Origin of the sequence: Pseudomonas sp. MWU16-30323, assembly GCF_020515595.1 — a bacterium.
Classification (GTDB): Bacteria; Pseudomonadota; Gammaproteobacteria; order Pseudomonadales; family Pseudomonadaceae; genus Aquipseudomonas; species Aquipseudomonas yamanorum.
The window spans coordinates 1-23,754 of the sequence record NZ_JAIWYM010000001.1; the positions used below are offsets into that span (position 1 = coordinate 1).

General features: G+C 60.2%; 20 protein-coding genes. 12 read left to right on the forward strand and 8 right to left on the reverse strand.

Going from position 1 to position 23,754, the window contains the following annotated elements:
* Window positions 1-52 precede the first annotated feature (52 nt).
* Both LIY45_RS00005 and LIY45_RS00010 read right to left on the reverse strand, forming a co-directional pair.
* On the reverse strand, window positions 53-2,230 hold the full coding sequence (locus LIY45_RS00005; RefSeq protein ID WP_226474911.1) for a hypothetical protein: 2,178 nt from the start codon (window positions 2,228-2,230) through the stop codon (window positions 53-55).
* 206 nt (window positions 2,231-2,436) lie between these two features.
* A complete protein-coding gene (locus LIY45_RS00010) occupies window positions 2,437-4,698 on the reverse strand; it encodes a bifunctional diguanylate cyclase/phosphodiesterase (RefSeq protein ID WP_226474912.1) in 2,262 nt (753 codons plus the stop codon).
* Between the two features lie 281 nt (window positions 4,699-4,979).
* Here LIY45_RS00010 and LIY45_RS00015 point away from each other — a divergent pair, with 281 nt between their 5' ends.
* The gene (locus LIY45_RS00015) at window positions 4,980-6,326 is read left to right on the forward strand and encodes an MFS transporter (RefSeq protein WP_226474913.1); all 1,347 of its coding nucleotides are present in this window, start codon (window positions 4,980-4,982) and stop codon (window positions 6,324-6,326) included.
* Window positions 6,327-6,512: 186 nt separating this feature from the next.
* Here LIY45_RS00015 and rapA read toward each other — a convergent pair whose 3' ends face one another.
* A complete protein-coding gene (rapA, locus tag LIY45_RS00020; RefSeq protein WP_226474914.1) occupies window positions 6,513-9,359 on the reverse strand; it encodes an RNA polymerase-associated protein RapA in 2,847 nt (948 codons plus the stop codon).
* 216 nt (window positions 9,360-9,575) lie between these two features.
* Here rapA and LIY45_RS00025 point away from each other — a divergent pair, with 216 nt between their 5' ends.
* Window positions 9,576-9,917, forward strand: coding sequence for a hypothetical protein (locus LIY45_RS00025; protein ID WP_017479350.1), 342 nt, complete (start codon window positions 9,576-9,578; stop codon window positions 9,915-9,917).
* Here the strand turns inward: LIY45_RS00025 and LIY45_RS00030 are convergent.
* The 3 genes from LIY45_RS00030 to LIY45_RS00040 all read right to left on the reverse strand — a co-directional run bounded on the left by LIY45_RS00030 (window position 9,914) and on the right by LIY45_RS00040 (window position 12,538).
* A complete protein-coding gene (locus LIY45_RS00030; RefSeq protein WP_226475250.1) occupies window positions 9,914-11,101 on the reverse strand; it encodes an aminotransferase class V-fold PLP-dependent enzyme in 1,188 nt (395 codons plus the stop codon). The genes LIY45_RS00025 and LIY45_RS00030 overlap by 4 nt on opposite strands.
* Window positions 11,102-11,106: 5 nt before the next feature.
* Complete coding sequence (locus tag LIY45_RS00035) at window positions 11,107-11,577, reverse strand: RidA family protein (RefSeq protein WP_226474915.1); 471 nt, start codon at window positions 11,575-11,577, stop codon at window positions 11,107-11,109.
* An 88-nt stretch (window positions 11,578-11,665) separates the two neighbouring features.
* Window positions 11,666-12,538, reverse strand: coding sequence for a LysR substrate-binding domain-containing protein (locus LIY45_RS00040; RefSeq protein ID WP_226474916.1), 873 nt, complete (start codon window positions 12,536-12,538; stop codon window positions 11,666-11,668).
* A 187-nt stretch (window positions 12,539-12,725) separates the two neighbouring features.
* Here LIY45_RS00040 and LIY45_RS00045 point away from each other — a divergent pair, with 187 nt between their 5' ends.
* The 3 genes from LIY45_RS00045 to ccoM all read left to right on the forward strand — a co-directional run bounded on the left by LIY45_RS00045 (window position 12,726) and on the right by ccoM (window position 13,735).
* On the forward strand, window positions 12,726-13,211 hold the full coding sequence (locus tag LIY45_RS00045) for a lipocalin-like domain-containing protein (RefSeq protein ID WP_226474917.1): 486 nt from the start codon (window positions 12,726-12,728) through the stop codon (window positions 13,209-13,211).
* A gap of 102 nt (window positions 13,212-13,313) precedes the next feature.
* Window positions 13,314-13,475, forward strand: a complete 162-nt coding sequence (locus tag LIY45_RS00050) for a hypothetical protein (RefSeq protein ID WP_177091307.1) — start codon at window positions 13,314-13,316, stop codon at window positions 13,473-13,475.
* A gap of 143 nt (window positions 13,476-13,618) precedes the next feature.
* On the forward strand, window positions 13,619-13,735 hold the full coding sequence (gene ccoM, locus LIY45_RS30755; protein ID WP_010176679.1) for a cytochrome c oxidase subunit CcoM: 117 nt from the start codon (window positions 13,619-13,621) through the stop codon (window positions 13,733-13,735).
* Between the two features lie 712 nt (window positions 13,736-14,447).
* Here the strand turns inward: ccoM and LIY45_RS00055 are convergent.
* Complete coding sequence (locus LIY45_RS00055; RefSeq protein WP_017479345.1) at window positions 14,448-15,923, reverse strand: inorganic phosphate transporter; 1,476 nt, start codon at window positions 15,921-15,923, stop codon at window positions 14,448-14,450.
* 311 nt (window positions 15,924-16,234) lie between these two features.
* The gene (locus LIY45_RS00060; RefSeq protein ID WP_003219834.1) at window positions 16,235-16,435 is read right to left on the reverse strand and encodes a hypothetical protein; all 201 of its coding nucleotides are present in this window, start codon (window positions 16,433-16,435) and stop codon (window positions 16,235-16,237) included.
* Window positions 16,436-17,116: 681 nt separating this feature from the next.
* Between LIY45_RS00060 and pcaR the strand changes: the two genes are divergently transcribed.
* From pcaR to pcaG, 7 genes are all read left to right on the forward strand, one after another.
* Window positions 17,117-17,959 (forward strand): pca regulon transcriptional regulator PcaR, encoded by an 843-nt coding sequence (gene pcaR, locus LIY45_RS00065; protein ID WP_003219833.1) that lies wholly within the window; start codon window positions 17,117-17,119, stop codon window positions 17,957-17,959.
* Window positions 17,960-18,107: 148 nt separating this feature from the next.
* The gene (locus LIY45_RS00070) at window positions 18,108-19,454 is read left to right on the forward strand and encodes an MFS transporter (protein ID WP_226474918.1); all 1,347 of its coding nucleotides are present in this window, start codon (window positions 18,108-18,110) and stop codon (window positions 19,452-19,454) included.
* Between the two features lie 149 nt (window positions 19,455-19,603).
* Window positions 19,604-20,461 (forward strand): CoA transferase subunit A, encoded by an 858-nt coding sequence (locus LIY45_RS00075; RefSeq protein WP_003219830.1) that lies wholly within the window; start codon window positions 19,604-19,606, stop codon window positions 20,459-20,461.
* Window positions 20,458-21,240: a CoA-transferase subunit beta gene (locus LIY45_RS00080; RefSeq protein ID WP_226475251.1), complete on the forward strand. Its 783-nt coding sequence runs from the start codon at window positions 20,458-20,460 to the stop codon at window positions 21,238-21,240. The genes LIY45_RS00075 and LIY45_RS00080 overlap by 4 nt, the downstream gene beginning before the upstream one ends.
* Window positions 21,237-22,442, forward strand: coding sequence for a 3-oxoadipyl-CoA thiolase (pcaF, locus tag LIY45_RS00085; protein WP_275948692.1), 1,206 nt, complete (start codon window positions 21,237-21,239; stop codon window positions 22,440-22,442). The genes LIY45_RS00080 and pcaF overlap by 4 nt, the downstream gene beginning before the upstream one ends.
* Window positions 22,443-22,470: 28 nt before the next feature.
* Window positions 22,471-23,175 (forward strand): protocatechuate 3,4-dioxygenase subunit beta, encoded by a 705-nt coding sequence (gene pcaH / locus LIY45_RS00090; protein WP_017479340.1) that lies wholly within the window; start codon window positions 22,471-22,473, stop codon window positions 23,173-23,175.
* Between the two features lies 1 nt (window position 23,176).
* Complete coding sequence (gene pcaG / locus LIY45_RS00095) at window positions 23,177-23,743, forward strand: protocatechuate 3,4-dioxygenase subunit alpha (protein ID WP_017479339.1); 567 nt, start codon at window positions 23,177-23,179, stop codon at window positions 23,741-23,743.
* Window positions 23,744-23,754: the final 11 nt, after the last annotated feature.

Below are 23,754 nucleotides of genomic sequence, written 5' to 3' on the forward strand. Positions count from 1 at the left end.
ATAAGCGGCCGTTACCTAAATAACGGATATACACCCCACCTAAGAATCAAGCCTACGCCGTCTTCCCAGTATGGTTATTCAGCGAAATAACCTTGGTCTTCCCAATCCGATGACGATAAATCTCACGCAGGTACTTGATCGCCTTCTTCACACAATCCCGCGACAGCCGGATATCGTTGATCGACACAAACTTGTCCTTGTCATTGATCAACTCACGATACTTCTTCTCGTACATCGGCTTGATGGCATACCAGTTGGTATCCAGGATCTTCGCCGGGTTCTCAAACTCATTGAGCAGCTCATCAATCCGGTCTTCATCAAAATCCTCATGAATGATGAAATCCAGAATCGAGTTATCCAGCGTGTCATCAAACCGATACGGATTCCTCGCAAAGCAGCGCTTGATGAACGCCACGATCAGCGTCAAAAAGTCATCCGACAAACACGGACTCTTAGCGATCAAGGTCGTGAGCGACAAGTTGGCCGACGCCCCGATCACCAACGCATACCGCTTGAGCGTCGTGTTGGGAAACAGGCTGTTGAGGTGCGTCTTGAGCCGATTCAGGTCCATATAGGACAGCTTGTAATCCTTGGGCAACGACACAATCGACACCACCGACGAGCAGTTCTTGAAGAAGTGCAGGTCATGCAGTGCCGCCGCGTCATACCCGGAATTCTTGTACTGCTCCAAGGAGGCCTTATAGCGCTTGGACTCAATCGGCAACAGGCTGATGCCCTCGATCGCCTGGGTCACCTTGTTGAAGTGCGGCAGATCAATGGAACGGAAAAACAGGTCATCGATATTCAGCCGCTGTGGCTCTTTGTCGAACACCTTGAACTTGTCACTCGAAGGCGCGGGCGTTTCCGGCACCACCGATTCGGCATAGGCAATCGCCACCGGGCCGGCCAGGCTCATGAACAGGTCGTTGGCGTCCAGGCGGATGGTCTCGCCAATGTCGATCCCGGCGCGACGGAAGTAGTTCTGGTCGTAGTCGGTGGTAACCGCCTGGGCCGTCAGAATGTTGAAGATCTGTTGTGAGATGTACTGGTTGGCGTGCTTCTCCATGGCATTGACATCAATGTTCTGGATGTTGCCGTCATCGCTTTCTTCGGCATATCGCATGATGTCGTTGGAGATCAGCATCATCGCGTTCCACGGACGGATGCGGCCTTTCACGCTGGCCTCGCTGCTGTCTTCATTGTCGAAGTTGTACGAGAAATCCCATTCTTCCGACAGGTATTTGCACAGCAGCCGCCCGGCGTTGATGTGCAGCGCCTCGGACATTTCACTGCGGTGATCGGAGATGTTCGGCAGCACGCAAATGCCGCTGGTGAAGATCGGCTCGAACACGAAGGCGTGACCGCTCTTGCTGTCATGCTCGTCGGCGGGCTTGGTGTCGAACGTCTTGTTCATGTACGAGTGCTGCTGGGCCAGGCCGAATTCCGAGGCCATGCCCGAGCCGGTACCGCCGCCGGCGCTGAAGATCGAGAAGTACAGGCGTGACTGGTTGGCCTTGATGCCGCAGGAGTCGATCAGGTACGAGTGGATCATCTTCCAGTCGGGGCTGGAAAAACGCTGGGTGTCTTTGTTGAGGATGATCTTGGCCAGGTACTGGCCGAGGATCGGCGCGTTACCGGCGCCACCGGCATGGACTTCCGAGAGGTCCATGATTTTCATCTTGCTGTAGTCCCGCAGGAAACCGCTTTTCTCACCCTTGCGCGAGAAACGGATGCGCCCGGCAATGTCCTTGTCCAGGTCACCCAGCATCACCAGTGGCTCGACCAGGAACACCGGCTTGGTGCCTTTGTTCGACCCCAGGCGCAGGTTGTTGCGAATCCACTGGGCCGGGCGGTAACCCTTGTCAGTGGTTTTATCCTCGTTGCTGAATTCGTTGAGGTAGAATTTGCGGGCGTTGTACACCAGCTCTGCCACATCCAGGGCAATGTTGGAGCCACAGCGGCCCAGGCCGATCAGGCACACCGAGGGGAATTCCTGCTCGTTGCGCAGTTCGCCGTCGACTTCCAGGTGCGGTGAGCGCGGGAACACCATGTCGCGCAGGCCGTCGAGGTTGTCGAGGATGCGGTCGGTGTTGGTCTCGGTGAAGTACAGGTACTGCTGGGTGGCCAGTGGGCGCGCGGTGCTCAATGACTTTGAGCCTGAGGGTTTTTCCGCAGGGGCTGTCAGCAACACATCGGATACCGCAGTGGCAGAGTTATTTTTAGAAGTCATTGTGCGCCATGTGCCTGGACGGATGGCTGAAGAGGTATCAGGTAGCCATCACGGAATGAGAGATCGCGACTTTACAGTGCGTCCTGGTCCTGGGCGGGAGGGTTTAACCCTAGGGTTTTAAGGGGAAATCCTGGCCGGACTCTGATGAATCGGCCGTTCGTCGGGATTCTTTAGTGAAGTGATGGCGATTTGCCAAATTTTCGGCGTCAGCGAATTGGCCTGACGATGGACGCGGGGCCCGTACGGCCCGAAGGCGGATCTTTGGGTGCGGGTTCACTGCCTGTAAGCCCCAGCAGGCTAAACATGTTGTGCTGATCGAGGCCTTTGATCACTGCGCTGATGTCACTCATCGGTACAGCGGCGCTGAGCAAGTAACCCTGAACAAAATCACAGCCGTGTTTTTGTACCACTTCCAATTGTTGCAGGGTCTCCACGCCTTCGGTCACGACTTGCAGATGCAGGGTGTGGGCCATGCCGATAATGGCCTGGACGATATCGATGTCGGTGGCGGATTTGGGAATATCCTGAATAAACGAGCGGTCGATTTTCAAGGTATTCAGCGGCAGGCGCTTGAGGTAGGCGAGGGACGAATAGCCGGTGCCGAAGTCGTCGATGGACAGCGACACGCCCAAGGCGCGGATTTGCCGCAGCAGTGCCAGGGTGCTGCTGATATTGCCCATCAGGGCGTTTTCGGTCACTTCCAGTTCCAGGCGATTGGCGGCGATCCCGCCGAAGCGCAGGGCGTTTTCGATTTCATCGGCCAGTTCGTCACGGGTCAGGTTCAAGGCCGAACAATTGACCGCCATGATCAATTCCGTATGACCCTGCTCCGACAGCAGGCTCAGGTCGTGGCAGGCCTGGCGCAGAACCCAGTGATCCAGTTCGGCAATCAGCCCGTTGTTTTCAGCAATGCCAATAAACCGGTCCGGGGTCAGCAGGCCGTGTTGAGGATGTTGCCAACGCACCAGGGCTTCGAGGCGTGTGATCCGGCCTTTTTTCAGGTCAAGAATCGGTTGGTAAAACAGCACCAGCTCGTTTTTGCCCCGCAGCGCGGCGCGCAGTTCTTCCTCCAGTTGCAGTTCCAGGAAAGCCCGGGTTTTCAGGTTGGAGCTGAAAAAGTTCAGGTTGTTACGCCCAGTATCCTTGGACTGATACAACGCCAGGTCGGCAGTTTTGAGTAGCTCTTCGCTGGTTTTGCCGTCTTCGGGGAACAGGCTGATGCCGATGCTGGTGGTCATCACCATGCGCCGGCCGGCCAACTCGATGGGGTCTTTCATTTTCTGCATGATGCGTTGGGCCATGTGCCGCGCTTCATCGCGATGGTGAATGCTGATCAGGATGCAGAACTCGTCGCCGCCAAACCGCGCGACCACGTCGTCATGGCTGCGGACCGAACTTTTGATATGGCCGGCCAGCACCGTGAGCAATTCGTCGCCGGCGTCATGGCCGAGGCTGTCGTTGATGCGCTTGAAGTGGTCGATATCCAGGAAGATCACCGCCAGCATGCCGTCGGTTGCGGTTTTTTCTGCGAGCTTCTCGGCGAAGATCTGGTTGAAGCCACGGCGGTTGAGCAGGCTGGTCAAGGCGTCGTAGTGCGCCACCTGTTGCAGCGAGGCGCGGGCCTGGTCGAGTTCGGTGAGCAGTGCATTGACCCGGCGCAGGTCGGTTTCCTTGTGTTGCAGCTTCTTGTCTGCCAGCGCAGCGCTGATGCTGCTGCCGATCACCAGCAAGGCGATGACCGCTACCAGCAGGCCCAGTTGGATGGGATTGTTGTCCACGGGCAGCGCCGACGGAACAAGGTCTGCGGGCACCAGCAGTTGCATGGCCGCCATGCCGGTGAAGTGCATGCTGATAATGCCGGCGCCGAGCACCAGGCTGGCGGCGTACTTAAGTAATTGATGAAACATGCCGGTGCCGTTGCGCAAGTACAACGACAGCAGCAACGCCGCCAGGCTGGCGCCGATGGCGATCAACACCGAGGCCAGGAACAGCCCGGTCTCGAAATACACGCCCGCCTCGGAGCGCATGGCCGACATGCCCACGTAGTGCATCAACGCAATACCCAGCCCCATCCACACCGATGCCAGCACATATTGGTGCAGGCGCAGCCTGGGGTGACTGAGGGTTTGCATGGCGAACAGCGACGCGATCAGGGCGATCAGCAGCGAGGCGAACGTCATGATCAATTCGTAGTGAATCGCGATAGGTGCCTGGAAGGCCAGCATGCTGATGAAGTGGGTCGACCAGATTCCGCCTGCCAGGCAGCCCGCACCTACCCAGCGCCAGTGCCGTTGAGCCTTGGGGTTGTCGACATGGCCGACCCGCTCGGCCATGTCCAGGGTGCCGAAGCCCGCTGCACAGGCCACCACGTAAGCCAGAAGCACCAGAAAGGGGTTATGACTGCAATTGAGTAATAAATGCCCGCTGTCCGGAAGGTCGGTAAAAAAATGCAAACCAAGCCATTCCATAGCATGTCCCGTCACAGAGTTTTAGTCTGACTGCGTCTTTCAGTATAGAGAGCGTGAGCGGGTTACAAGGGCTGATGGCAGATTGCTTCTAATCATTTGGCGATGAGTTTATAAATAACTAGAACTAAATGATTAGGGATGATCTCCCGGGTCGCCCGATGGAGTGACATCAGGCTTACGAATCATTACAGACAATCCCTACGGGGCTGACTAGATTGCAGGTTCCGGGCTCAGGATGCGTCTGGCATCGCGGCTCACATAACAATAAAAGAGACGGACCCATGCAGAACTCGACCCAAGCGGCGAATGCCTGGCGCATTCTGTTCCTGTTGTTCCTGGCCAACCTGTTCAACTTTTTCGACCGCACCATCCCCGCGATCATCATCGAACCGATCCGCATGGAGTGGCACCTCAGCGACTTCCAGCTCGGCATCATCGGTACTGCGTTCACCATTGTTTATGCGATTGCCGGCTTGCCCCTTGGGCGGATGGCCGATACTGGCTCGCGCAGTAAGCTCATGGGCTGGGGCCTGGCGGCGTGGAGCGGCCTGACAGCGGTCAATGGCCTAGTGGGCAGCTTCTGGACGTTTTTGCTGGTGCGCATGGGCATCGGCATCGGCGAGGCCAGTTATGCACCGGCGGCGAACTCGTTGATTGGTGACTTGTTTCCGGCCCATCGCCGGGCGCGGGCCATGGGCATCTTCATGCTGGGCCTGCCGTTGGGGCTGTTGCTGGCGTTCTTTACCATCGGTGCAATGGTCAAGGCGTTCGACAGCTGGCGCGCGCCGTTCTTTATTGCGGCGGTGCCGGGGCTGATCCTTGCGGTGTTCATGTTCTATATCAAGGAACCCAAGCGCGGCGCGGCGGAAACCGTGCAAGTCTCCCAGGAGAAAGTCGACCGGCCGATTCGCCGGGTGCTGGCGGTGCCGACGTTTCTATGGCTGGTGCTGGCAGGCTTGTGCTTCAACTTCGCCACCTACGCCTGTAACTCGTTCCTGGTGCCGATGCTGCAGCGCTATTTCCTGCTGCCGTTGCAGGATGCGGCAGTTGCCACCGGTGTTATCGTCGGTATTACCGGCCTGGTGGGCCTGACCCTGGGCGGCTGGATTGCCGACAAGATCCATCAACGCGTCGCGAATGGCCGGTTGTTGTTCGCGGCGTGCAGCTTGATCATCTCGACCGTCACCACTGCTTGGGCGTTGCACGCCGGGCGGATCGAGATTGGTGTGTTTGTGGCGTTGTTCAGTGTCGGCTGGCTGTTTGCCTATAACTTCTACACCTGCGTGTACACGGCGATCCAGGACGTGGTTGAGCCGCGCCTGCGGGCCACGGCGATGGCGTTGTTCTTCGCCGGCTTGTATTTGCTGGGCGGTGGCATGGGGCCGATTGTGGTGGGCGGGTTGTCGGATCATTTTGCCCATTCGGCGATGTATGCGGCGGGGGCGGAGCAGATGACCGAGGCGTATAAAGCCATAGGCTTGCACGATGCCATGTACCTGATTCCGGTGGCGCTGTTTCTGACCATGCTGTTTCTGTTCCAGGCGTCCCGCAGTTTTGTGCGCGATGCCAAGCGGATGAAGGAGGGGTTGGGGGTGGTGGAGGTGCCGGCTACGGCGGTTACTGCCTGAGACCGAGGTGAGGCTATCGCAGGCAAGCCAGCTCCCACAGTTGACCGAGTTGTCGCTGATGTACACGGTCACTGTGGGAGCCGGGCTTGCCCGCGATGAGGGCATCAGGGTCACCGATGAAACCCAGTGAATAAAAAAGGCCCGCATTGCGCGGGCCTTTTTGTTTGGCAGGGTAGGGCGGCGAAGTCAGCCCGCGACCAACACCCGAATCGCTTCCAGTCGCAGCGCAGCCTTGTCGAGCATGGCCAGGCCTTGCTCGCGCTGTTGGCGCAGGGCAACCAGTTCGCTGTCACGCACGGTCGGGTTGACCGCTTGCAACGCGGTCAGGCGTGCCAGTTCTTCGTCGGTGTCCGCCGCCAGGCGACGTTGAGCCTCGGCCACACGCTCGGCGTGACGCGGGGCGATCTTCTCTTCGCCGGCGTTGATCCGTGGCGTCAACTGGTCGCGCTGGGCCTGGACGAACTTGTTGGCGCTGGCCCGGGGCACGCTTTCGAGCTGGTCGTTCAAGGTCAGGAACGAGACGCGGCCCGACAGGTCATTGCCGTTGGCATCCAGCAGGCAACGCAGCGCAGCCGGCGGCAGGTAACGGCCCAATTGCAGCGAGCGCGGGGCAACCACTTCGCTGACGTAGAGCAGTTCCAGCAACACGGTGCCCGGCTTGAGCGCCTTGTTCTTGATCAGCGCCACGGCGGTGTTGCCCATGGAACCGGACAGCACCAGGTCCATGCCGCCCTGCACCATCGGGTGTTCCCAGGTGATGAACTGCATGTCTTCGCGGGACAGCGCCTGGTTGCGGTCGTAGGTGATGGTCACGCCTTCGTCGTCGCCCAGGGGGAAGCTGGCGTCGAGCATTTTTTCGCTGGGCTTGAGGATCAGCGCGTTTTCCGAATGGTCTTCGCTGTCGATGCCGAAGGCGTCGAACAGGGTTTCCATGTAGATCGGCAGGGTGAACTGGTCGTCTTGCTCGAGGATGGCTTCCACCAGCGCGTCACCTTCACCGGCACCGCCGGAGTTGAGCTCCAGCAAACGGTCGCGGCCGGTGTGCAGTTCGGCTTCGAGGCGCTCGCGCTCGGCACGGGCTTCGTCGATCAGCGCTTGCCACTCGCCGTCGTCGGCGTTTTCCAGCAGCGGCAGCAGGCGTGGGCCGAACTGGTGCTGCAAGGCGTTGCCGGTCGGGCAGGTGTTGAGGAACGCGTTCAGCGCTTCGTGGTACCACTGGAACAGCCGCTCTTGCGGGCTGGTTTCGAGGTACGGCACATGCAGTTCGATCACATGCTTCTGGCCGATCCGGTCCAGACGGCCGATCCGCTGTTCCAGCAGGTCCGGGTGGGACGGCAGGTCGAACAGCACCAGGTGGTGGGAGAACTGGAAGTTGCGGCCTTCACTGCCGATTTCCGAGCAGATCAGCACTTGGGCGCCGAACTCTTCATCCGCAAAGTACGCGGCGGCGCGGTCGCGCTCGAGGATGTTCATGCCCTCGTGGAACACCGTGGCCGGGATGCCGGAACGCACGCGCAGGGCGTCTTCCAGGTCCATGGCGGTTTCGGCGTGGGCGCAGATCACCAGGACTTTGGTGCGCTTGAGCATTTTCAGCTGGTCGATCAGCCACTCGACGCGCGGGTCGAAACGCCACCAGCGTTGTTCTTCATCCACATCCGGCTGGGACTGGAAGCTGACTTCCGGGTACAACTCGGCGTGTTCGCCCAGGGGCAGTTCGAGGTATTCGTCCGGGCACGGCAGCGGGTAGGCGTGCAGCTTGCGCTCCGGGAAGCCTTGTACGGCGGCGCGGGTGTTGCGGAACAACACGCGGCCTGTGCCGTGGCGGTCCAACAGTTCGCGTACCAAACGGGCGCTGGCTTCGGCATCGCCATCGTTGACGGCGGTCAGCAGCGCTTCGCCTTCGTCGCCGAGGAAACCCTGGATGGTCTTGTGGGCGGCGGGCGAGAGACGTCCCTTGTCCAGCAGCTCCTGAACGGCTTCGGCCACCGGGCGATAGTTTTCGCTCTCGGCGCGGAAGGCGTGCAGGTCGTGGAAGCGATTCGGGTCCAGCAAGCGCAGGCGCGCGAAGTGGCTGTCCTGGCCCAACTGCTCAGGGGTTGCCGTGAGCAGCAGTACGCCGGGAATCACTTCGGCCAGTTGCTCCACCAGCGAGTATTCGGGGCTGGCTTTTTCTTCGTGCCAGACCAGGTGGTGAGCTTCGTCGACCACCAGCAGGTCCCAGCCGGCGGCGAACAACGCGTCCTGGGCCTTCTCGTCGTCCACCAGCCATTCCAGGGCCACCAGCGCGAGCTGGGTGTCTTCGAACGGGTTGGCGGCATCGCTTTCGATAAAGCGCTCTTCGTCGAACAGCGCCACCTGCAGGTTGAAGCGGCGGCGCATTTCCACCAGCCACTGGTGCTGGAGGTTTTCCGGCACCAGGATCAGTACGCGGTTGGCGCGACCCGACAGCAACTGGCGATGGATCACCAGGCCGGCTTCGATGGTCTTGCCCAGGCCCACTTCGTCCGCCAGCAGAACCCGCGGCGCGATACGGTCGGCGACTTCACGGGCGATGTGCAGTTGGTGCGCGATCGGTTGCGCACGCACGCCGCCCAGGCCCCAGAGCGAGGACTGCAACTGGCGGCTGGTGTGTTCCAGGGTGTGATAGCGCAGGGAGAACCAGGGCAGCGGGTCGATCTGGCCGGCGAACAGACGGTCGCTGGCCAGACGGAACTGGATGAAGTTCGAGAGTTGGGTTTCCGGCAGGGTGACCTGCTCGTTCTGCCCATTGAGGCCGTGGTAGACCAGCAGGCCGTCGACGTCGTCGACCTCTTGCACGGTCATTTTCCAGCCTTCGAAATGGGTGATGGTGTCACCCGGCGAAAACCTCACGCGAGTGAGGGGCGCATTCCGTAGCGCATACTGGCGGGTGTCGCCAGTGGCCGGATAGAGCACGGTTAACAAGCGGCCGTCCTGTGCCAGAACGGTGCCTAACCCCAGCTCTGCTTCGCTGTCACTAATCCAGCGTTGCCCCGGTTGATACTGCTGCGCCATGCTGCCTGACTCCCGCCGTGAAAAAGCCGACTATTCTAACGGAACACGGCTTCCAGACCAAAAGGAATAGGTGCAGCTTCAAGCTTTAAGCTACAAGCGGCAAGAAAAAGGGCTGTATGTTCGTCGGATAGATGACGATTGGTTCACAAGTTGGCGGCTTGACGCTCAAGTCGTCACCCACGCAGCCGACAGTCTGCTGAACAGGAGACTATTAATATGCTGCCACCCATGCTGCCCTTGAGTGTTGTGCCGGTCACGTCGCAGCTTGATCCGGTGCGCCAGAAACCGGATATCCCGCCTGTGGTGCCGGTTCAACCAGGCTCCAACGAAAGCACCATCGACCTGCAAAAGCGCGACCCCGAGGAAGCAGCCCTGTTGCTGCGCGAGGAACAGCGACGCCAGCAGGAGCAGCAAAAGCGCCGCCGCGAAGCCGATGAGGATTCGGAGCAGCACCTGGCCATTCCCGGCGACGAACTCAACGCCGACAACACCGTGCCGGTGGTGCCGCTGATTGAAGATGCACCACGCCAAGGCCTGTGGGTGGACGTCGAGGTTTAATCCCGCAGCTCGTGCAGGGCGGCTACCAGTTGCTCGATATCGTGCGCGGTGTTGAGGTAGCTCACGGAGATTCGCGCCACGCTGTCCAGCTCTCGGGCCTGCATGTCCAGTGGAGTGTAGGGCACGCCATTGGCACCGATATTGATCCGCTTGAGCCCCAGGCGGCGCTTGAGCTCGAAGGCGTCCCAGCCGGCCAGGTTGAAGGCGATCAGGCCGGACTGGTTTGCGCTGGTTCCCAGGTCATGCAAGGTAATCCCGTCGATTCGGCGCAATTCTTCACGGATTGTGTCGCTTAACAGCCGGACCGTCTCGCGGATCCGCTCAACCCCCAATCGATTGACCTCCTGCAGTGCATTGCCCAGCCCTGCCAGCAAGGCGAATGACACTTCGCTGGTTTCAAAACGCCGGGCGTCGTTGCGCAAGTCGAAACCCGCAGGGCTCCAGGGCGCAGAAAACACATCGCGTTGGGCCGGGTTCAAGCGCTCGAGAAAATCCGGTCGCACGTACAGCAATGCGGTCCCGCGCGGGCCGCGCAGATGCTTGCGCCCGGCGCCCTTGAGTACATCGCAGTGCAGCGCTTGCACATCCACCGGCACCTGGCCGATGGCTTGTCCGGCGTCGATGAAGTAGGCGATGCCACGACGCTTGGCCAACGCGCCGATGGCCTCGGCAGGGTTGATCAAGCCGCTGTTGGCGGGGAGCCAGGTCAGGTCGATCAACCGCACCCGGTCGTCGAGCATGGCTTCCAGGCCGGCGACGGACACCGCGCCGGCTTCATCGCAAGGGATCACCTCCACGTGCGCACCCGCTTGCACGGCCGTCTGCATGCTCGCCAGGTTGCCGCCCCATTCGTGGCGGCCCACCAGAATGCGGTCGCCCGGCTGCCATGGGCCCAGCGCCTGAAACGCCAGGCTCCAGGCGGTCGAGCCGCTGCTGGCAAAGGCAATCGATGACGCGGGGGCGTTGAGCAATTGCGCCGCCGCGCGACGGGCTTTCTCCGCCAGCAGCGACCCGTGCTCGCCGGCTTCCATCGGGCCGTCACGGGCTTCGCGTTGCAACTGGTCAATGATTGCGTCGAGCGTCCCCTGGCTCGGCAGGGAGGCCCCGGCGTGGTTGAAGTGGACGATGCCGGACTGGCAGCCCGGCGTTTCGCCCCGCAGCTCCCGGACCTCGGTCAGGGACAGCGCGGTCACGGCAGCAGCTCGAAAATGGCATCAACCTCCACTGCCACGCCGCCCGGCAAACTGGCGACGCCCACGGCAGTACGGACATGGCGGCCTTTGTCGCCAAGGGCGTTGACCAGCAGGTTCGAGGCGCCATTGGCCACTGCGCCCTGGCGCTGGAAATCACCGCTGCTGGCGATAAACACGCCCAATCTAATGATGCGCACCAGCCGCGACAGGTCATCGCCCAAGGCATCGCTCAATTGTGCCAGCAGGCCCAGCGCAGCGAGTTCGGCGGCCTTGGCGCCTTCGTCTTCGCTGATGGACTCGCCGAGACGACCGATGTAGGTGGGTTTGCCGTCCAGCAGCGGAATTTGGCCGGAGATAAACAGTTGGTTCTGGCTGATCACGTAATTGACGTAGTTGGCGATCGGCTGGCTGGGTGTTGGCAGGCTCAGGCCGAGGGCTTTTACGCGTTGGGAGATGGAGTGGCTCATGGTGAATCCTCTTGGGAAGAGTCTTCAGCATGGGCGGCGTGGTTTGGGTCGACAAACGGATAGATCTCACTCAACGCATCGAAATAACTCATGCGTCGGCGCAGATTTCCCCTAGCCACTCACTGAAACAGGCGGCTGCTTCGCTCGTATCGCCTTGCGGGGTAATCAGCCAGTAACCGATTTCGCTTTGATAGGGCGGCCAGTCGAAGGCTTCCACCAATGTGCCGTCCTTCAGCCTGCGCTCGATCAGGCGGTGGCGGCCCATGGCGATGCCCTGGCCGGCCACGGCGGCTTCGACCACGATGTTGTAGTCGTGTAACAGTGCCTTGGGGTAGTGCTCCACCTCCACCTGGTAATGCCGGGACCAGTCGGTCCACTCGAAAGGGCGGTGCGAGGTGGCCATCAGCAGCGGGCCGTTGGCCAGTTGGCTGGCCTTGAACGCCGGGCTGCAGACGGGTGACAGTGTTTCGTTCATCAGGCGTGTGGCCTTCACGTCGGCCCAGTCGCCCTTGCCATAGCGAATCGCCAGGTCGACCTCGGCGGCGGCGACATCTGCCAGTTGAATCGCGGGTACCAGCTCCACCTGGATGTGCGGGTAGCGGCTGAGAAACCCGGCCAGGCGCGGCGCCAGCCACAAGGTGGCGAACGAGGCGAGCAGGCCGACGCGCAGCACGGTGGCGGCGGGTGGCGTTTGTTGCTGGCGGGTAGCGGCGGCGATGACGTCGAGGGCGGGGCGGATCTGGTCGTAGTAGTGTTGGCCGTCTTCGGTCAGATCGATGGCGCGGGTGCGTCGGATAAATAGAGGCTTGCCCAGATGTTGTTCGAGTTTCTGCACTTGATGGCTGAGGGCGCTTTGAGTCACCGACAGTTCGGCGGCAGCCTTGATAAAACTCAGATGCCGGGCCACGGCTTCAAAGGCGCGCAGGGCCAGGAGTGGGGGAAGGTCCTTGTGCAGTGCCACCTGAGTGCGCCTCTTGCGTAGAGTGTAAACGTGCTGATTCTGGGCGATGGCGGTGTAATTTGTCGCCCGTTGTTTTGCTGTCGGTTTTTATCACCAGGCCTGCATGGCAGTGGCTTGGGATTTGTCTTGCATATATTTTCACAATTATTCTGAAGAATTTACGCCTCATTATTGAGGTGATAGAACGATGCACACGTATGTAAAAAAGTGGTTGTTTGGGGTGACTATCACGGCGGCACTTTGCGGGACGGTACTGGCAAATGAGTCACCTTTGGTCGGGGCATGGCGACTGGTCGGCTATCAGGTTGAGTCCCAGGCTACCCTTGAGCGGATTCCTGCGATGGGAAGCCATCCATCCGGGCGCGTCATTTTTACCGCAGATCACCGAGTGGCTTTTGTGCTGACGGGTGAGGGAAGAAAAGCGGGGTCAACGGACGCGGAAAAGTCGGTGTTGCTGAATACGCTGGTGGCCTATACCGGTGTCGAGCGGGTCGAGGGCAACCGATGGTGCACACAGGTAGAGGCTGCCTGGAACCCGGATTGGGTCGGTACCGAGCAGTGCAGGGATTTTGAGGTCAAGGGGGACACGTTGGAAGTGCTGACGCCTTGGCGAGAGATGCCGAATTGGCCGGGCACTACACGCTCCATCATTACGTTTGAGCGCGATAAATAAGCGAGTGAATGTGAGGGCGACGGGAATTTTCTCCAGGGTATTTGCCGCAACGCAGGCAAGGCCGCATTATTGAGTCATTCCCGCCACAACGTAAGCCAAGCCATGAGTGATGACGACAAGCTGATTGACCTGAATGCCGAACGTGCCAAACGCGTTCATGACCTCAATGACAAGCGACTGAACGAAGTGCGCCAGGCATTTGAGCAGGCGATGCCGTTGGGCAAAGGTAAGAAAAAGCCGAAAAACAAACCGAAAAAGCGTTGATATAGCCTGCATCCCTTGATGCAGGTCAGTTATTTCCCTTCTTTACGCCCCGTCGCGGGCGACATTGATCCTCGTCAATTTCTTCTTTCGTCTTCTTGGTTAACTTAGCCCCATCGCAACAGGGCAAGTGCAGGAGGCCGGTCATGTTTTTCGATAATGTGGTATTTGCCGGAGTGCTGACGGTTGGCCTCATGGTGATGTTCTTTGTAGGGTTTGGAATTTTTATCTGGAAAGACGCTAATAAGCGTAAGAAGCCTTAGGTCTTTTCGGGATACATGAGCACGCAAGGCATTTTGGGCGACTTCGGTCGCCTTTTTTTTGTTTTGGATTTAGTGGGTGTTGAGTACATATCCGTTATTTAGGTAACGGCCACCTATGGTTCCGCTCTTACAGCGGGTAAATCGGCATCCTTGCCGATTTACCCGCTCCACCGTGCCTACTTGCGGCCATCGTGGTTAACGGGGCCCGCAGATCAAGATCAAAAGCAAGAGCACAGCGGCCTCCCGGCCGGCTTGAGTGTTAAAAGCAAAGGCAAGATCCAGAGCGAAAGCCAAATCTGAAGCGGATGCAGCTCTGCTTTTCTGTGGGAGCTGGCTTGCCTGCGATGCAGACAACTCGGTTTTTCAGATACACCCAGTTGATGCTATCGCAGGCAAGCCAGCTCCCACATTTGACTGTGCCCGCTTTTGATTTGGCTGTTGCTTTTGCTTTTAATACTCAAGCCGGCCGGTAGGCCGCTGTGCTCTTGCTTTTGATCTTGATCTTAGGCGCCCCGTTAAACCACGCTGGCCGAACGCAGGCTTTGGAGCGTGGGTAACCCGGCAAGACGCCGGGTTAGCCGCGCTGGGCCAAGGATGGCCCATCGTGGCGACCCACGGTCCAAAGCCGGATAACGGATATACACCCAAACCCCAGCCACAAAAAAAGGCACGACCCTCACAGGTCGCACCTTCTTCACAAGCCAAAGATCTGTCAGCTACCCAAAGCCTTGGAAGCCAACCAGAACAACCCGGCCGAAAGGCCCACAGTCGCCGGCAGCGTCAACACCCAAGCCATCAAAATGGTCTTAACGGTACCGCCTTGCAGCCCACTCTTGTTCGCCACCATGGTCCCGGCCACACCCGAAGACAACACATGGGTCGTGGATACCGGCAAGCTAAAGATGTTAGCCAGGCCAATCATGCTGGCCGTGGTGATCTGCGCCGACATGCCCTGGGCATACGTCATCCCTTGCTTGCCGATCTTCTCACCAATGGTCAACACCACACGCTTCCAGCCCACCATGGTGCCCAGGCCCAAGGCCAGCGCTACCGCCAGGATCACCCAGAACGGTGCATATTCGGTAGTGGCCGTCAGATCCTTGCGCAACTTGTCCAGGTCCGACTTCTCACGCGCTTCCAGGCCAGGCAACTTGCCCACCTTCTTCGCGGTGTCATCCAGGCACAACAGATAACGACGCACTTCAATGCGGTGCTCGGCAGTCAGCGAATGGTAGTCAGAGACCCCCTTCAATGTATCCAGCAGGGCGGTGATGGTCGGTTCGGTCTGTTGCGGATTGCACTGGAACTTGCCCGGCAAATCGTCCTTCACACTCTTGCCCAGGGCGAGGAACTCGCCGAGGGTTTCGTGATTACGCTGGTAGAACTGATTCAAGTGCAGCGTGGCGTCGCGGGTACGCTCGATCTGGTAAGTGGTGCTGCCCAGGTCCAGTACGAACTGCGCCGGGACAATACCAATCAACACCAGCATGATCAGGCCAATACCTTTCTGACCATCGTTGGAACCGTGCACGAAGCTCACGGCCATTGCCGAAATCACCAGTACCAGGCGGTTCCAGAACGGCGGGTGCTTCTTGTCGTCGAGTTTGCGGCGCTGGTCCGGTGTCTTGTGCATCTTCGACAGCGGGCGCCACCACTTCAGGCCGAGCAGCACCAGGGCTGCCACCACGAAGCCGGCCATCGGCGAGAACACCAGCGAGGCACCGATATCGATCGCTTTCTGCCAGTTCACGCCGTCAGCCAGGGGAATGTCGTTGATCAGGGCGTTGGCCAGGCCGACACCGAGGATCGAACCGATCAGGGTGTGGGAGCTGGACGCCGGGATCCCGAAATACCAGGTGCCGAGGTTCCAGGTGATCGCCGCTGCCAATAATGAGAAGACCATGGCCAGACCGTGGCCGGTGTTCACATTGATCAGCAACTCCACCGGCAGCAAGTGCACGATGGCATACGCAACACCGACACCACCGAGCAACACGCCGAGGAAGTTGAACACCCCGGAGAAGAACACGGCCAGATGCGGAGGCATGGCTTTGGTATAGATGACTGTGGCAACCGCGTTAGCGGTGTCATGAAAGCCATTGATGAACTCGAAGGCGAGGACAAAGGCCAGGGCGAGCAACAGGCTCACTAGAACCCAAGCATCCAGTCCGCTGAATAAATCGATCATGAAGGTTTTCTGACCCGGTCGTAAGGGGGCGCGATTATGCCAGAAAACATCGGTAATCAATGCACTAGCTGCTCATCGGTAACATTCTTCAACGAAAAAAAATGGCGGGGAGGGGCGCATCCCGGTGTTTTCGGGGCTTTGGCAAGTGGTTGATTTATAAGGAGGATGCTTTAAATGTGCGGCTTAAACCGCTGGAAGGAAGCATCTGAAACAATTGTATGAAATTTCGGTAAGACGCCATATAGGCGCTTCCCTCCGCCAGCGCGGTACTGGCAGAGAGATGGCACCCCTGGAAGCTCAATCCGATTCGCTTATGGCTCTTCGGCTTTGAGATCCTGTTCAATCTTTTGGATTTCCTGGGCAAAGGCCTGGTCGAGCAGACTGGCCCGTTTGCGCCATGGCTTGCGTTCAGGTTCTGGTTGGGCGGCGTAGGTGGTGACTTCCCCGCCGTAAACATCCTTGTAACGTTGTTCCTGGCGCTCAAGTTCCGCGCGCAGTTCGTCTTTCGTCACATTGTTACCTAATTGAGTTGAGTTTGATTCCGGCGAAGCGCGATGCCGAGAAGTCGCCCCGGTATACCATCAACCCGAAAGATCAGCGTGTGAAGGTATACAGGAAAAACCACTTCTTTATTGCACGCGGCCACGATGCCGGAGAAGAACAGCTGTCGTAGCAACAGTTTTCTTGTTCACAACCACAAGCAGTTGGCAGGCATTTGAAATGAGTGTCAGGTACTTGCGGCGCAGCTTGTACACAGCCGGTTCACGGCCGGGTGAGGTTCGTCCTCGAGGGCGAGACGAGGCTGGCCTCTACACAGGATGCATTATAGCGACGCGTTTGAATAACACTATCGCCATCAAGTTAAAAATCGTCAACTTTGTGTGAGCGTTTTGTTACGCGCTCAGGTGAGGTACTTGCTGAACTATTGGCGTCATAAAAGGGTGAAGCTTTCTAAAGGCGGTAAATAAATCTTAACTTCTCTCGTACATCAGTCGATTCTGAAAGTCGCTTGAGAAGCCACCCCGGGGGACGATCCGGATCCGACACCGGCCAGCAGTGAAAAATTGCGATAATCGAATGGTCGTCCGATAATCGCCCAATGTTGACCTCGCTGCCTTGTGTATCAATTGCACGGCGGCTTGTAATAGCAGTCACCCCTCCGCAGCGGTTAAAAATAAGAGAAAGGACCCCAAATGAACGATCAATTGCGCAACTCCTTCGCATCAGTGGCGCCGCCGATCGTTGCGTCACCGGCCAAGCGTATCCAGGCGTTTACCGGTGATCCGGACTTCATGACTTCTCTGGCCCGTGGCCTGGCCGTGGTGCAGGCGTTCCAGGAGCGCAAGCGTCACCTGACCATCGCCCAGATCAGCCACCGCACGGAAATTCCTCGCGCCGCCGTACGCCGTTGCCTGCATACCCTGATCAAACTCGGCTACGCCACCACCGACGGGCGTACCTATTCGCTGCTGCCCAAGGTGTTGACCCTCGGCCACGCATATCTGTCATCCACGCCCCTGGCGGTTTCGGCCCAGCCTTACCTGGACCGCATGAGCGAACAACTCCACGAAGCCTGCAACATGGCGACCCTGGAAGGCGACGACATCCTCTACATCGCCCGTTCCGCCACCACCCAGCGCCTGATTTCCGTCGACCTGTCGGTGGGCGGTCGTTTGCCGGCCTATTGCACCTCCATGGGCCGTATCCTGCTGGCGGCGCTGGATGACGCCTCGCTGCAGGACTACCTCGACCACGCCGACCTGCAAACCAAGACCAGCCGCACCCTCACCACCCCGCAAGCCTTGCTCGAATGCCTGCAGGAAGTGCGGCAACAAGGCTGGTGCATTGTCGACCAGGAACTGGAACAGGGCCTGCGTTCCATCGCCGTGCCGGTGTACGACGCCTCCGGCCAGGTGCTGGCCGCGCTGAACGTCAGCACCCATGCCGGGCGGGTCAGCCGCAGTGAGCTGGAGCAGCGTTTCCTGCCAAGCATGCTCAGCGCCAGCCAGGAACTGAGTGCCCAGCTGTTTGCGTAAGCTGTTCGGTGACCGCACAGATCCCGGCTGGATGAATTGACGGTGTTTCCCAAGGCTTATTAATGTGCGGCAGCGCTTCAGGGCGCGGCCCCAATAATAATGACGACTCAAGGTCGTTCGCCCGCCCATCGGTGTGGAAATAAAAATAATGAATCAGCCTTCACCTGCTGTCGGTACTTGCCTGGACGTTCAGTCCTTCATCAACGCCCAGCCGCTGTCGCGGTATCAGTGGCGGGTGGTGATCCTGTGTTTTCTCATCGTCTTCCTCGACGGCCTCGACACGGCTGCCATGGGTTTTATCGCCCCGGCGTTGTCCCAGGACTGGGGCATCGACCGCGCCAGCCTCGGCCCGGTGATGAGCGCCGCGTTGATCGGCATGGTCTTTGGCGCCCTCGGCTCCGGCCCACTCGCCGACCGCTTCGGGCGCAAGGTGGTGCTGGTGGGGGCGGTGTTGGTGTTTGGTGCCTTCAGCCTGGCATCGGCCTACAGCAGTAACGTCGATCAACTGCTGATCCTGCGTTTCCTCACCGGCCTGGGCCTGGGCGCCGGCATGCCGAACGCCACGACGCTGCTCTCCGAATACACCCCGGAGCGCCATAAGTCGCTGCTGGTGACCAGCATGTTTTGCGGCTTCAACCTGGGCATGGCCGGTGGTGGGTTTATCTCGGCCAAGTTGATCCCGGCCTTTGGCTGGCACAGCCTGCTGATGATCGGTGGCATCTTGCCGTTGATCCTCGCGGTGGTGTTGCTGTTCTGGCTGCCGGAGTCGGCGCGTTACCTGGTGGTGCGCAATCGCGGCACCGACAAGGTGCGCAAGACCCTCGCGCCCATCGAACCCGGCATCGTCGCCCAAGCCTCAAGCTTCAGCGTACCCGAGCAAAAAACCGTCAAGGCGCGCAACGTGTTCGCGGTGATCTTCTCTGGCACCTACAGCGCCGGCACCTTGTTGTTGTGGCTGACTTATTTCATGGGCCTGGTGATTGTTTACCTGCTGACCAGTTGGCTGCCGACCCTGATGCGCGACAGCGGCGCCAGCATGGAACAGGCCGCATTTATCGGTGCATTGTTCCAGTTCGGCGGCGTGCTAAGCGCAGTCGGGGTGGGCTGGGCGATGGACCGGTTCAATCCCCACAAGGTCATCGGCACCTTCTACCTGCTGGCCGGGGTGTTTGCCTACGCGGTGGGGCAGAGCCTGGGCAATATCACGCTGCTGGCGACCCTGGTGCTGATCGCTGGCATGTGCGTCAACGGTGCGCAATCGGCGATGCCGTCGTTGGCCGCACGCTTCTACCCGACCCAGGGCCGTGCCACCGGCGTGTCGTGGATGCTCGGCATCGGCCGTTTTGGCGCGATCCTCGGCGCATGGATGGGCGCAACCTTGCTGGGCCTGGGCTGGAACTTCGAACAGGTGCTGACGGCCCTGGTGATACCCGCGGCATTGGCCACCACCGCGGTGGTGATCAAGGGCATGGTCAGCCATGCGGACGCCACCTGAAGCGGACCGATAGCAAGACAACAATCCGTTCGATAATCGAACACTCAGTCGATTATCGGATTGTTTGGCCCCGACCCCCGGCTTAATCTTCAAGCACTTCGGCGCTGCCCCCCAGCGCCTTTTTCGATCGATACCGGGAGCCCAACCCCATGGCTGAAATCCTTTCGCTGGCTGATGCAGTAAAGCAGTTCGTGAATGACGGTGACACCGTTGCACTGGAAGGCTTTACTCACCTGATCCCTACGGCGGCGGGTCATGAAATCATTCGTCAGGGCAAGAAAGACCTGACGCTGGTGCGCATGACGCCTGACCTGATCTACGACCAGTTGATCGGTGCCGGCTGTGCACGCAAGCTGATTTTCTCCTGGGGCGGCAACCCGGGCGTGGGCTCCCTGCATCGCCTGCGGGACGCGGTTGAAAAGCAATGGCCGCAACCCCTGGAGATCGAAGAACACAGCCACGCCGACCTGGCCAATGCCTACGTCGCCGGTGCGTCCGGCCTGCCATTCGCGGTGCTGCGGGCCTACGCCGGTTCCGACCTGCCCAAGGTCAATCCGCTGATCAAGACCGTGACCTGCCCCTTCACCGGCGAAGTGCTGGCCGCCGTGCCATCGGTGCGCCCGGACATCACCGTGATCCACGCACAAAAGGCTGACCGCAAGGGCAACGTGTTGCTCTGGGGCATTCTCGGCGTGCAGAAAGAAGCCGCCCTGGCGGCCAAGCGCTGCATCGTCACCGTCGAAGAAATTGTCGATGACCTCAACGCACCGATGAACGCCTGCGTCCTGCCGACCTGGGCCCTGACTGCCGTGTGTCATGTGCCGGGTGGCGCGCATCCGTCCTACGCCCACGGTTACACCGAGCGTGACAACCGCTTCTACCAGGCCTGGGACCCGATCGCCCGGGACCGTGAGACGTTTACTGCGTGGATCAACGAATACATCCACGGCACCGCCAACTTCAGTGAATTCCAGGCCAAGCTGGCCACCGCGCAGGAGGCCAAATAATGGCTTACTCCACCAATGAAATGATGACTGTCGCCGCCGCGCGCCGCCTGAAGAACGGTTCGGTGTGCTTCGTCGGCATCGGCCTGCCTTCCAAGGCCGCCAACCTGGCGCGCCTGACGTCGTCGCCGGATGTGGTGCTGATCTACGAGTCCGGCCCGATTGGCGCCAAGCCATCCGTGCTGCCGCTGTCCATCGGCGACGGCGAGCTGGCGGAAACCGCTGACACCGTGGTGCCAACGGGTGAGATTTTTCGCTACTGGCTGCAGGGCGGGCGCATTGACGTCGGCTTCCTGGGTGCGGCCCAGGTCGACCGCTTCGGCAACATCAACACCACCGTGGTCGGTGACTATCACCAGCCCAAAGTGCGCCTGCCGGGTGCCGGTGGCGCGCCGGAGATCGCCGGCTCCGCCAAGAGCGTGCTGATCATCCTCAAGCAGTCGGCGCGTTCGTTTGTCGACAAACTGGATTTCATCACCTCGGTAGGCCACGGCGAAGGCGGCGACTCGCGTAAACGCCTGGGGCTGCCAGGGGCCGGTCCGGTAGGCATCATTACCGACCTGTGCATCATGGAACCGGAGGAGGGCAGCCACGAGTTTGTCGTCACCGCCCTGCACCCCGGCGTAACCCGTGAGCAAGTGGTGGCCGCAACTGGTTGGGCGATTCGTTTTGCCGACCAGGTGAGCACCAGCGCCGAACCTACCGAGATTGAACTGACCGCCCTGCGCGACCTTGAGGCACGCACGGCGGCGGCCCACGGCCAAGCCCCCGGAGAAGCCTGATGCGCGACGTATTTATCTGTGACGCCATTCGTACCCCCATCGGCCGTTTTGGCGGTGGCTTGTCCACCGTGCGTGCCGATGACCTGGCGGCACTGCCGATCAAGGCGCTGATGGAACGCAACCCATCGGTGGACTGGAACGCGGTGGATGAAGTGTTCCTCGGCTGCGCCAACCAGGCCGGCGAAGACAACCGCAACGTGGCGCGCATGGCAGCATTGCTGGCGGGCCTTGCGCAAAGCATTCCCGGCGTCACCCTGAACCGCCTGTGCGCTTCGGGCATGGACGCCATCGGCACGGCTTTCCGCGCCATCGCCAGCGGTGAAATGGAGCTGGCGATTGCCGGTGGCGTTGAGTCGATGTCCCGCGCACCGTTTGTGATGGGCAAGGCCGATGCGGCGTTCTCGCGCAACATGAAGCTGGAAGACACCACCATCGGCTGGCGTTTTATCAACCCGCTGATGAAGGCCCAATACGGCGTGGACCCTATGCCGCAAACGGCCGACAACGTGGCCGACGATTACAACGTGTCCCGCGCCGATCAGGACGCCTTCGCCCTGCGCAGCCAGCAACGTACCGCTGTTGCACAGGCTGCCGGCTTTTTTGCTGAAGAAATCGTGCCGGTGCGTGTCGCCCATAAAAAAGGCGAAACCCTGGTCGAGCACGACGAGCACCCGCGGGCCGATACCACTTTGGAGGCCCTGGCCAAACTCAAGCCGGTCAACGGCCCTGACAAGACGGTCACTGCGGGCAACGCCTCGGGTGTGAACGACGGCGCCGCAGCGCTGATCCTGGCCTCTGCGGAAGCCGTCAAAAAACATGGCCTGACTGCCCGCGCTCGTGTGCTGGGCATGGCCAGCGCCGGGGTGGCGCCTCGCGTCATGGGCATCGGCCCGGTGCCGGCGGTGCGCAAACTGGTAGAACGCCTGGGCCTGGCAGTCACCGATTTCGATGTGATCGAACTCAACGAAGCCTTCGCCAGCCAGGGCCTGGCCGTGCTGCGCGAACTGGGGATTGCCGACGACGCACCGCAGGTCAACCCGAACGGCGGCGCCATTGCCCTCGGCCATCCGCTGGGCATGAGTGGCGCACGCCTGGTACTGACCGCCCTGCATCAGTTGGAAAAAACCGGCGGCAGCAAAGGCCTGGCGACCATGTGTGTCGGTGTTGGCCAAGGCCTGGCCCTGGCGATCGAACGTGTTTGAGACCCACAAGAATAAAGAGGATTGCTCCATGAGTGACAAGCCCGGATACCGGCGCCCGCAAGCGGGTACTCAGCCTGATTACCTGCACCCGGCCTACCAGTCGACGAACCTGCGTTCGCCGTCCAAGCCGTTGGTGTTCCTGCCCCATTCCCTGTCGGAAATCACCGGCCCGACCATCGGCGCCGAGCGCATCAACGAGAAGGACAACGACCTGACCGCCCAGCATGAAGGCGAGCCCCAGGGCGAACGCATCATCATTCACGGGCGCGTGCTGGATGAAAACGGCTTGCCCGTGCCTGGCATCCTCGTGGAAATCTGGCAGGCCAACGCCGCCGGCCGCTACAACCACAAGCGCGACCTGCACGACGCGCCGCTGGACCCGAACTTCACCGGCACCGGGCGTACCGTCACCGACGCTGACGGCTGGTACCAGTTCCAGACCATCAAGCCCGGCGCCTACCCATGGGGCAACCACCACAACGCGTGGCGCCCGGCGCACATCCACTTCTCGCTGTTCGGCCCGAGTGTGCTGACGCGGTTGGTGACGCAGATGTACTTCCCCGGCGACCCGTTGCTGGCGTACGACCCGATCTACAACTGCGTCCCGGACACCTCCGCCAAGGAACGCCTGATCGCCAGTTTCGACCTGGAAAAAACCATTCCGCACTATGCCCTCGGCTACCGCTGGGACATCGTCCTGCGCGGCCGCGACGCCACGCCGATGGAGAAATGAGATGAGCCTCAACGCGACTACTTCCCACACCGTCGGGCCGTATTACCACATCGGCCTGACCTGGCTGAACCGCGAAGACCTCACCGTTGCCGCAACCCTTGGTGAGCGCGTGGCGATCACCGGGCAGGTGGTGGATGGCAACGGCGATGTGGTCAACGACGCCATGCTGGAAGTCTGGCAGGCGAATGCGGCCGGCAAGTACGACCATCCTGAAGATGAGCAGGACAAGCCGGTGGACCCGAACTTCGAAGGCTTTGGCCGGGTGCCGGTGGATGCCGAAGGGCGTTTTAGGTTTACCACCATCAAGCCGGGCAGTGTGCCGGGGTTGAAGGGCACGACCCAGGCGCCGCATCTGGTGGTGCTGGTATTTGCCCGTGGGTTGGTGAAGCACCTGCTGACGCGGATTTACTTTGACGGTGAGGCGGCGAATGGGGATGACGCGCTGCTGGCGTGTGTACCGCAAGAACGCCGGCGCACGTTGATCGCCAAGGCGGATGCGACGGGTGTGTATCAGTGGAATGTGATTTTGCAGGGCACAGACGAAGAGACGGTGTTCTTCGATTATTGAGTTGGCTGGGG

Bases quoted from the DNA above. Each gene is read 5' to 3' on its own strand.
- LIY45_RS00005 (WP_226474911.1), bottom strand. From the start codon at position 2,230: ATGACTTCTAAAAATAACTCTGCCACTGCGGTATCCGATGTGTTGCTG.
- LIY45_RS00010 (WP_226474912.1), bottom strand. From the start codon at position 4,698: ATGGAATGGCTTGGTTTGCATTTTTTTACCGACCTTCCGGACAGCGGG.
- LIY45_RS00015 (WP_226474913.1), top strand. From the start codon at position 4,980: ATGCAGAACTCGACCCAAGCGGCGAATGCCTGGCGCATTCTGTTCCTG.
- rapA (WP_226474914.1), bottom strand. From the start codon at position 9,359: ATGGCGCAGCAGTATCAACCGGGGCAACGCTGGATTAGTGACAGCGAA.
- LIY45_RS00025 (WP_017479350.1), top strand. From the start codon at position 9,576: ATGCTGCCACCCATGCTGCCCTTGAGTGTTGTGCCGGTCACGTCGCAG.
- LIY45_RS00035 (WP_226474915.1), bottom strand. From the start codon at position 11,577: ATGAGCCACTCCATCTCCCAACGCGTAAAAGCCCTCGGCCTGAGCCTG.
- LIY45_RS00045 (WP_226474917.1), top strand. From the start codon at position 12,726: ATGCACACGTATGTAAAAAAGTGGTTGTTTGGGGTGACTATCACGGCG.
- LIY45_RS00050 (WP_177091307.1), top strand. From the start codon at position 13,314: ATGAGTGATGACGACAAGCTGATTGACCTGAATGCCGAACGTGCCAAA.
- ccoM (WP_010176679.1), top strand. From the start codon at position 13,619: ATGTTTTTCGATAATGTGGTATTTGCCGGAGTGCTGACGGTTGGCCTC.
- LIY45_RS00055 (WP_017479345.1), bottom strand. From the start codon at position 15,923: ATGATCGATTTATTCAGCGGACTGGATGCTTGGGTTCTAGTGAGCCTG.
- pcaR (WP_003219833.1), top strand. From the start codon at position 17,117: ATGAACGATCAATTGCGCAACTCCTTCGCATCAGTGGCGCCGCCGATC.
- LIY45_RS00070 (WP_226474918.1), top strand. From the start codon at position 18,108: ATGAATCAGCCTTCACCTGCTGTCGGTACTTGCCTGGACGTTCAGTCC.
- LIY45_RS00075 (WP_003219830.1), top strand. From the start codon at position 19,604: ATGGCTGAAATCCTTTCGCTGGCTGATGCAGTAAAGCAGTTCGTGAAT.
- pcaH (WP_017479340.1), top strand. From the start codon at position 22,471: ATGAGTGACAAGCCCGGATACCGGCGCCCGCAAGCGGGTACTCAGCCT.
- pcaG (WP_017479339.1), top strand. From the start codon at position 23,177: ATGAGCCTCAACGCGACTACTTCCCACACCGTCGGGCCGTATTACCAC.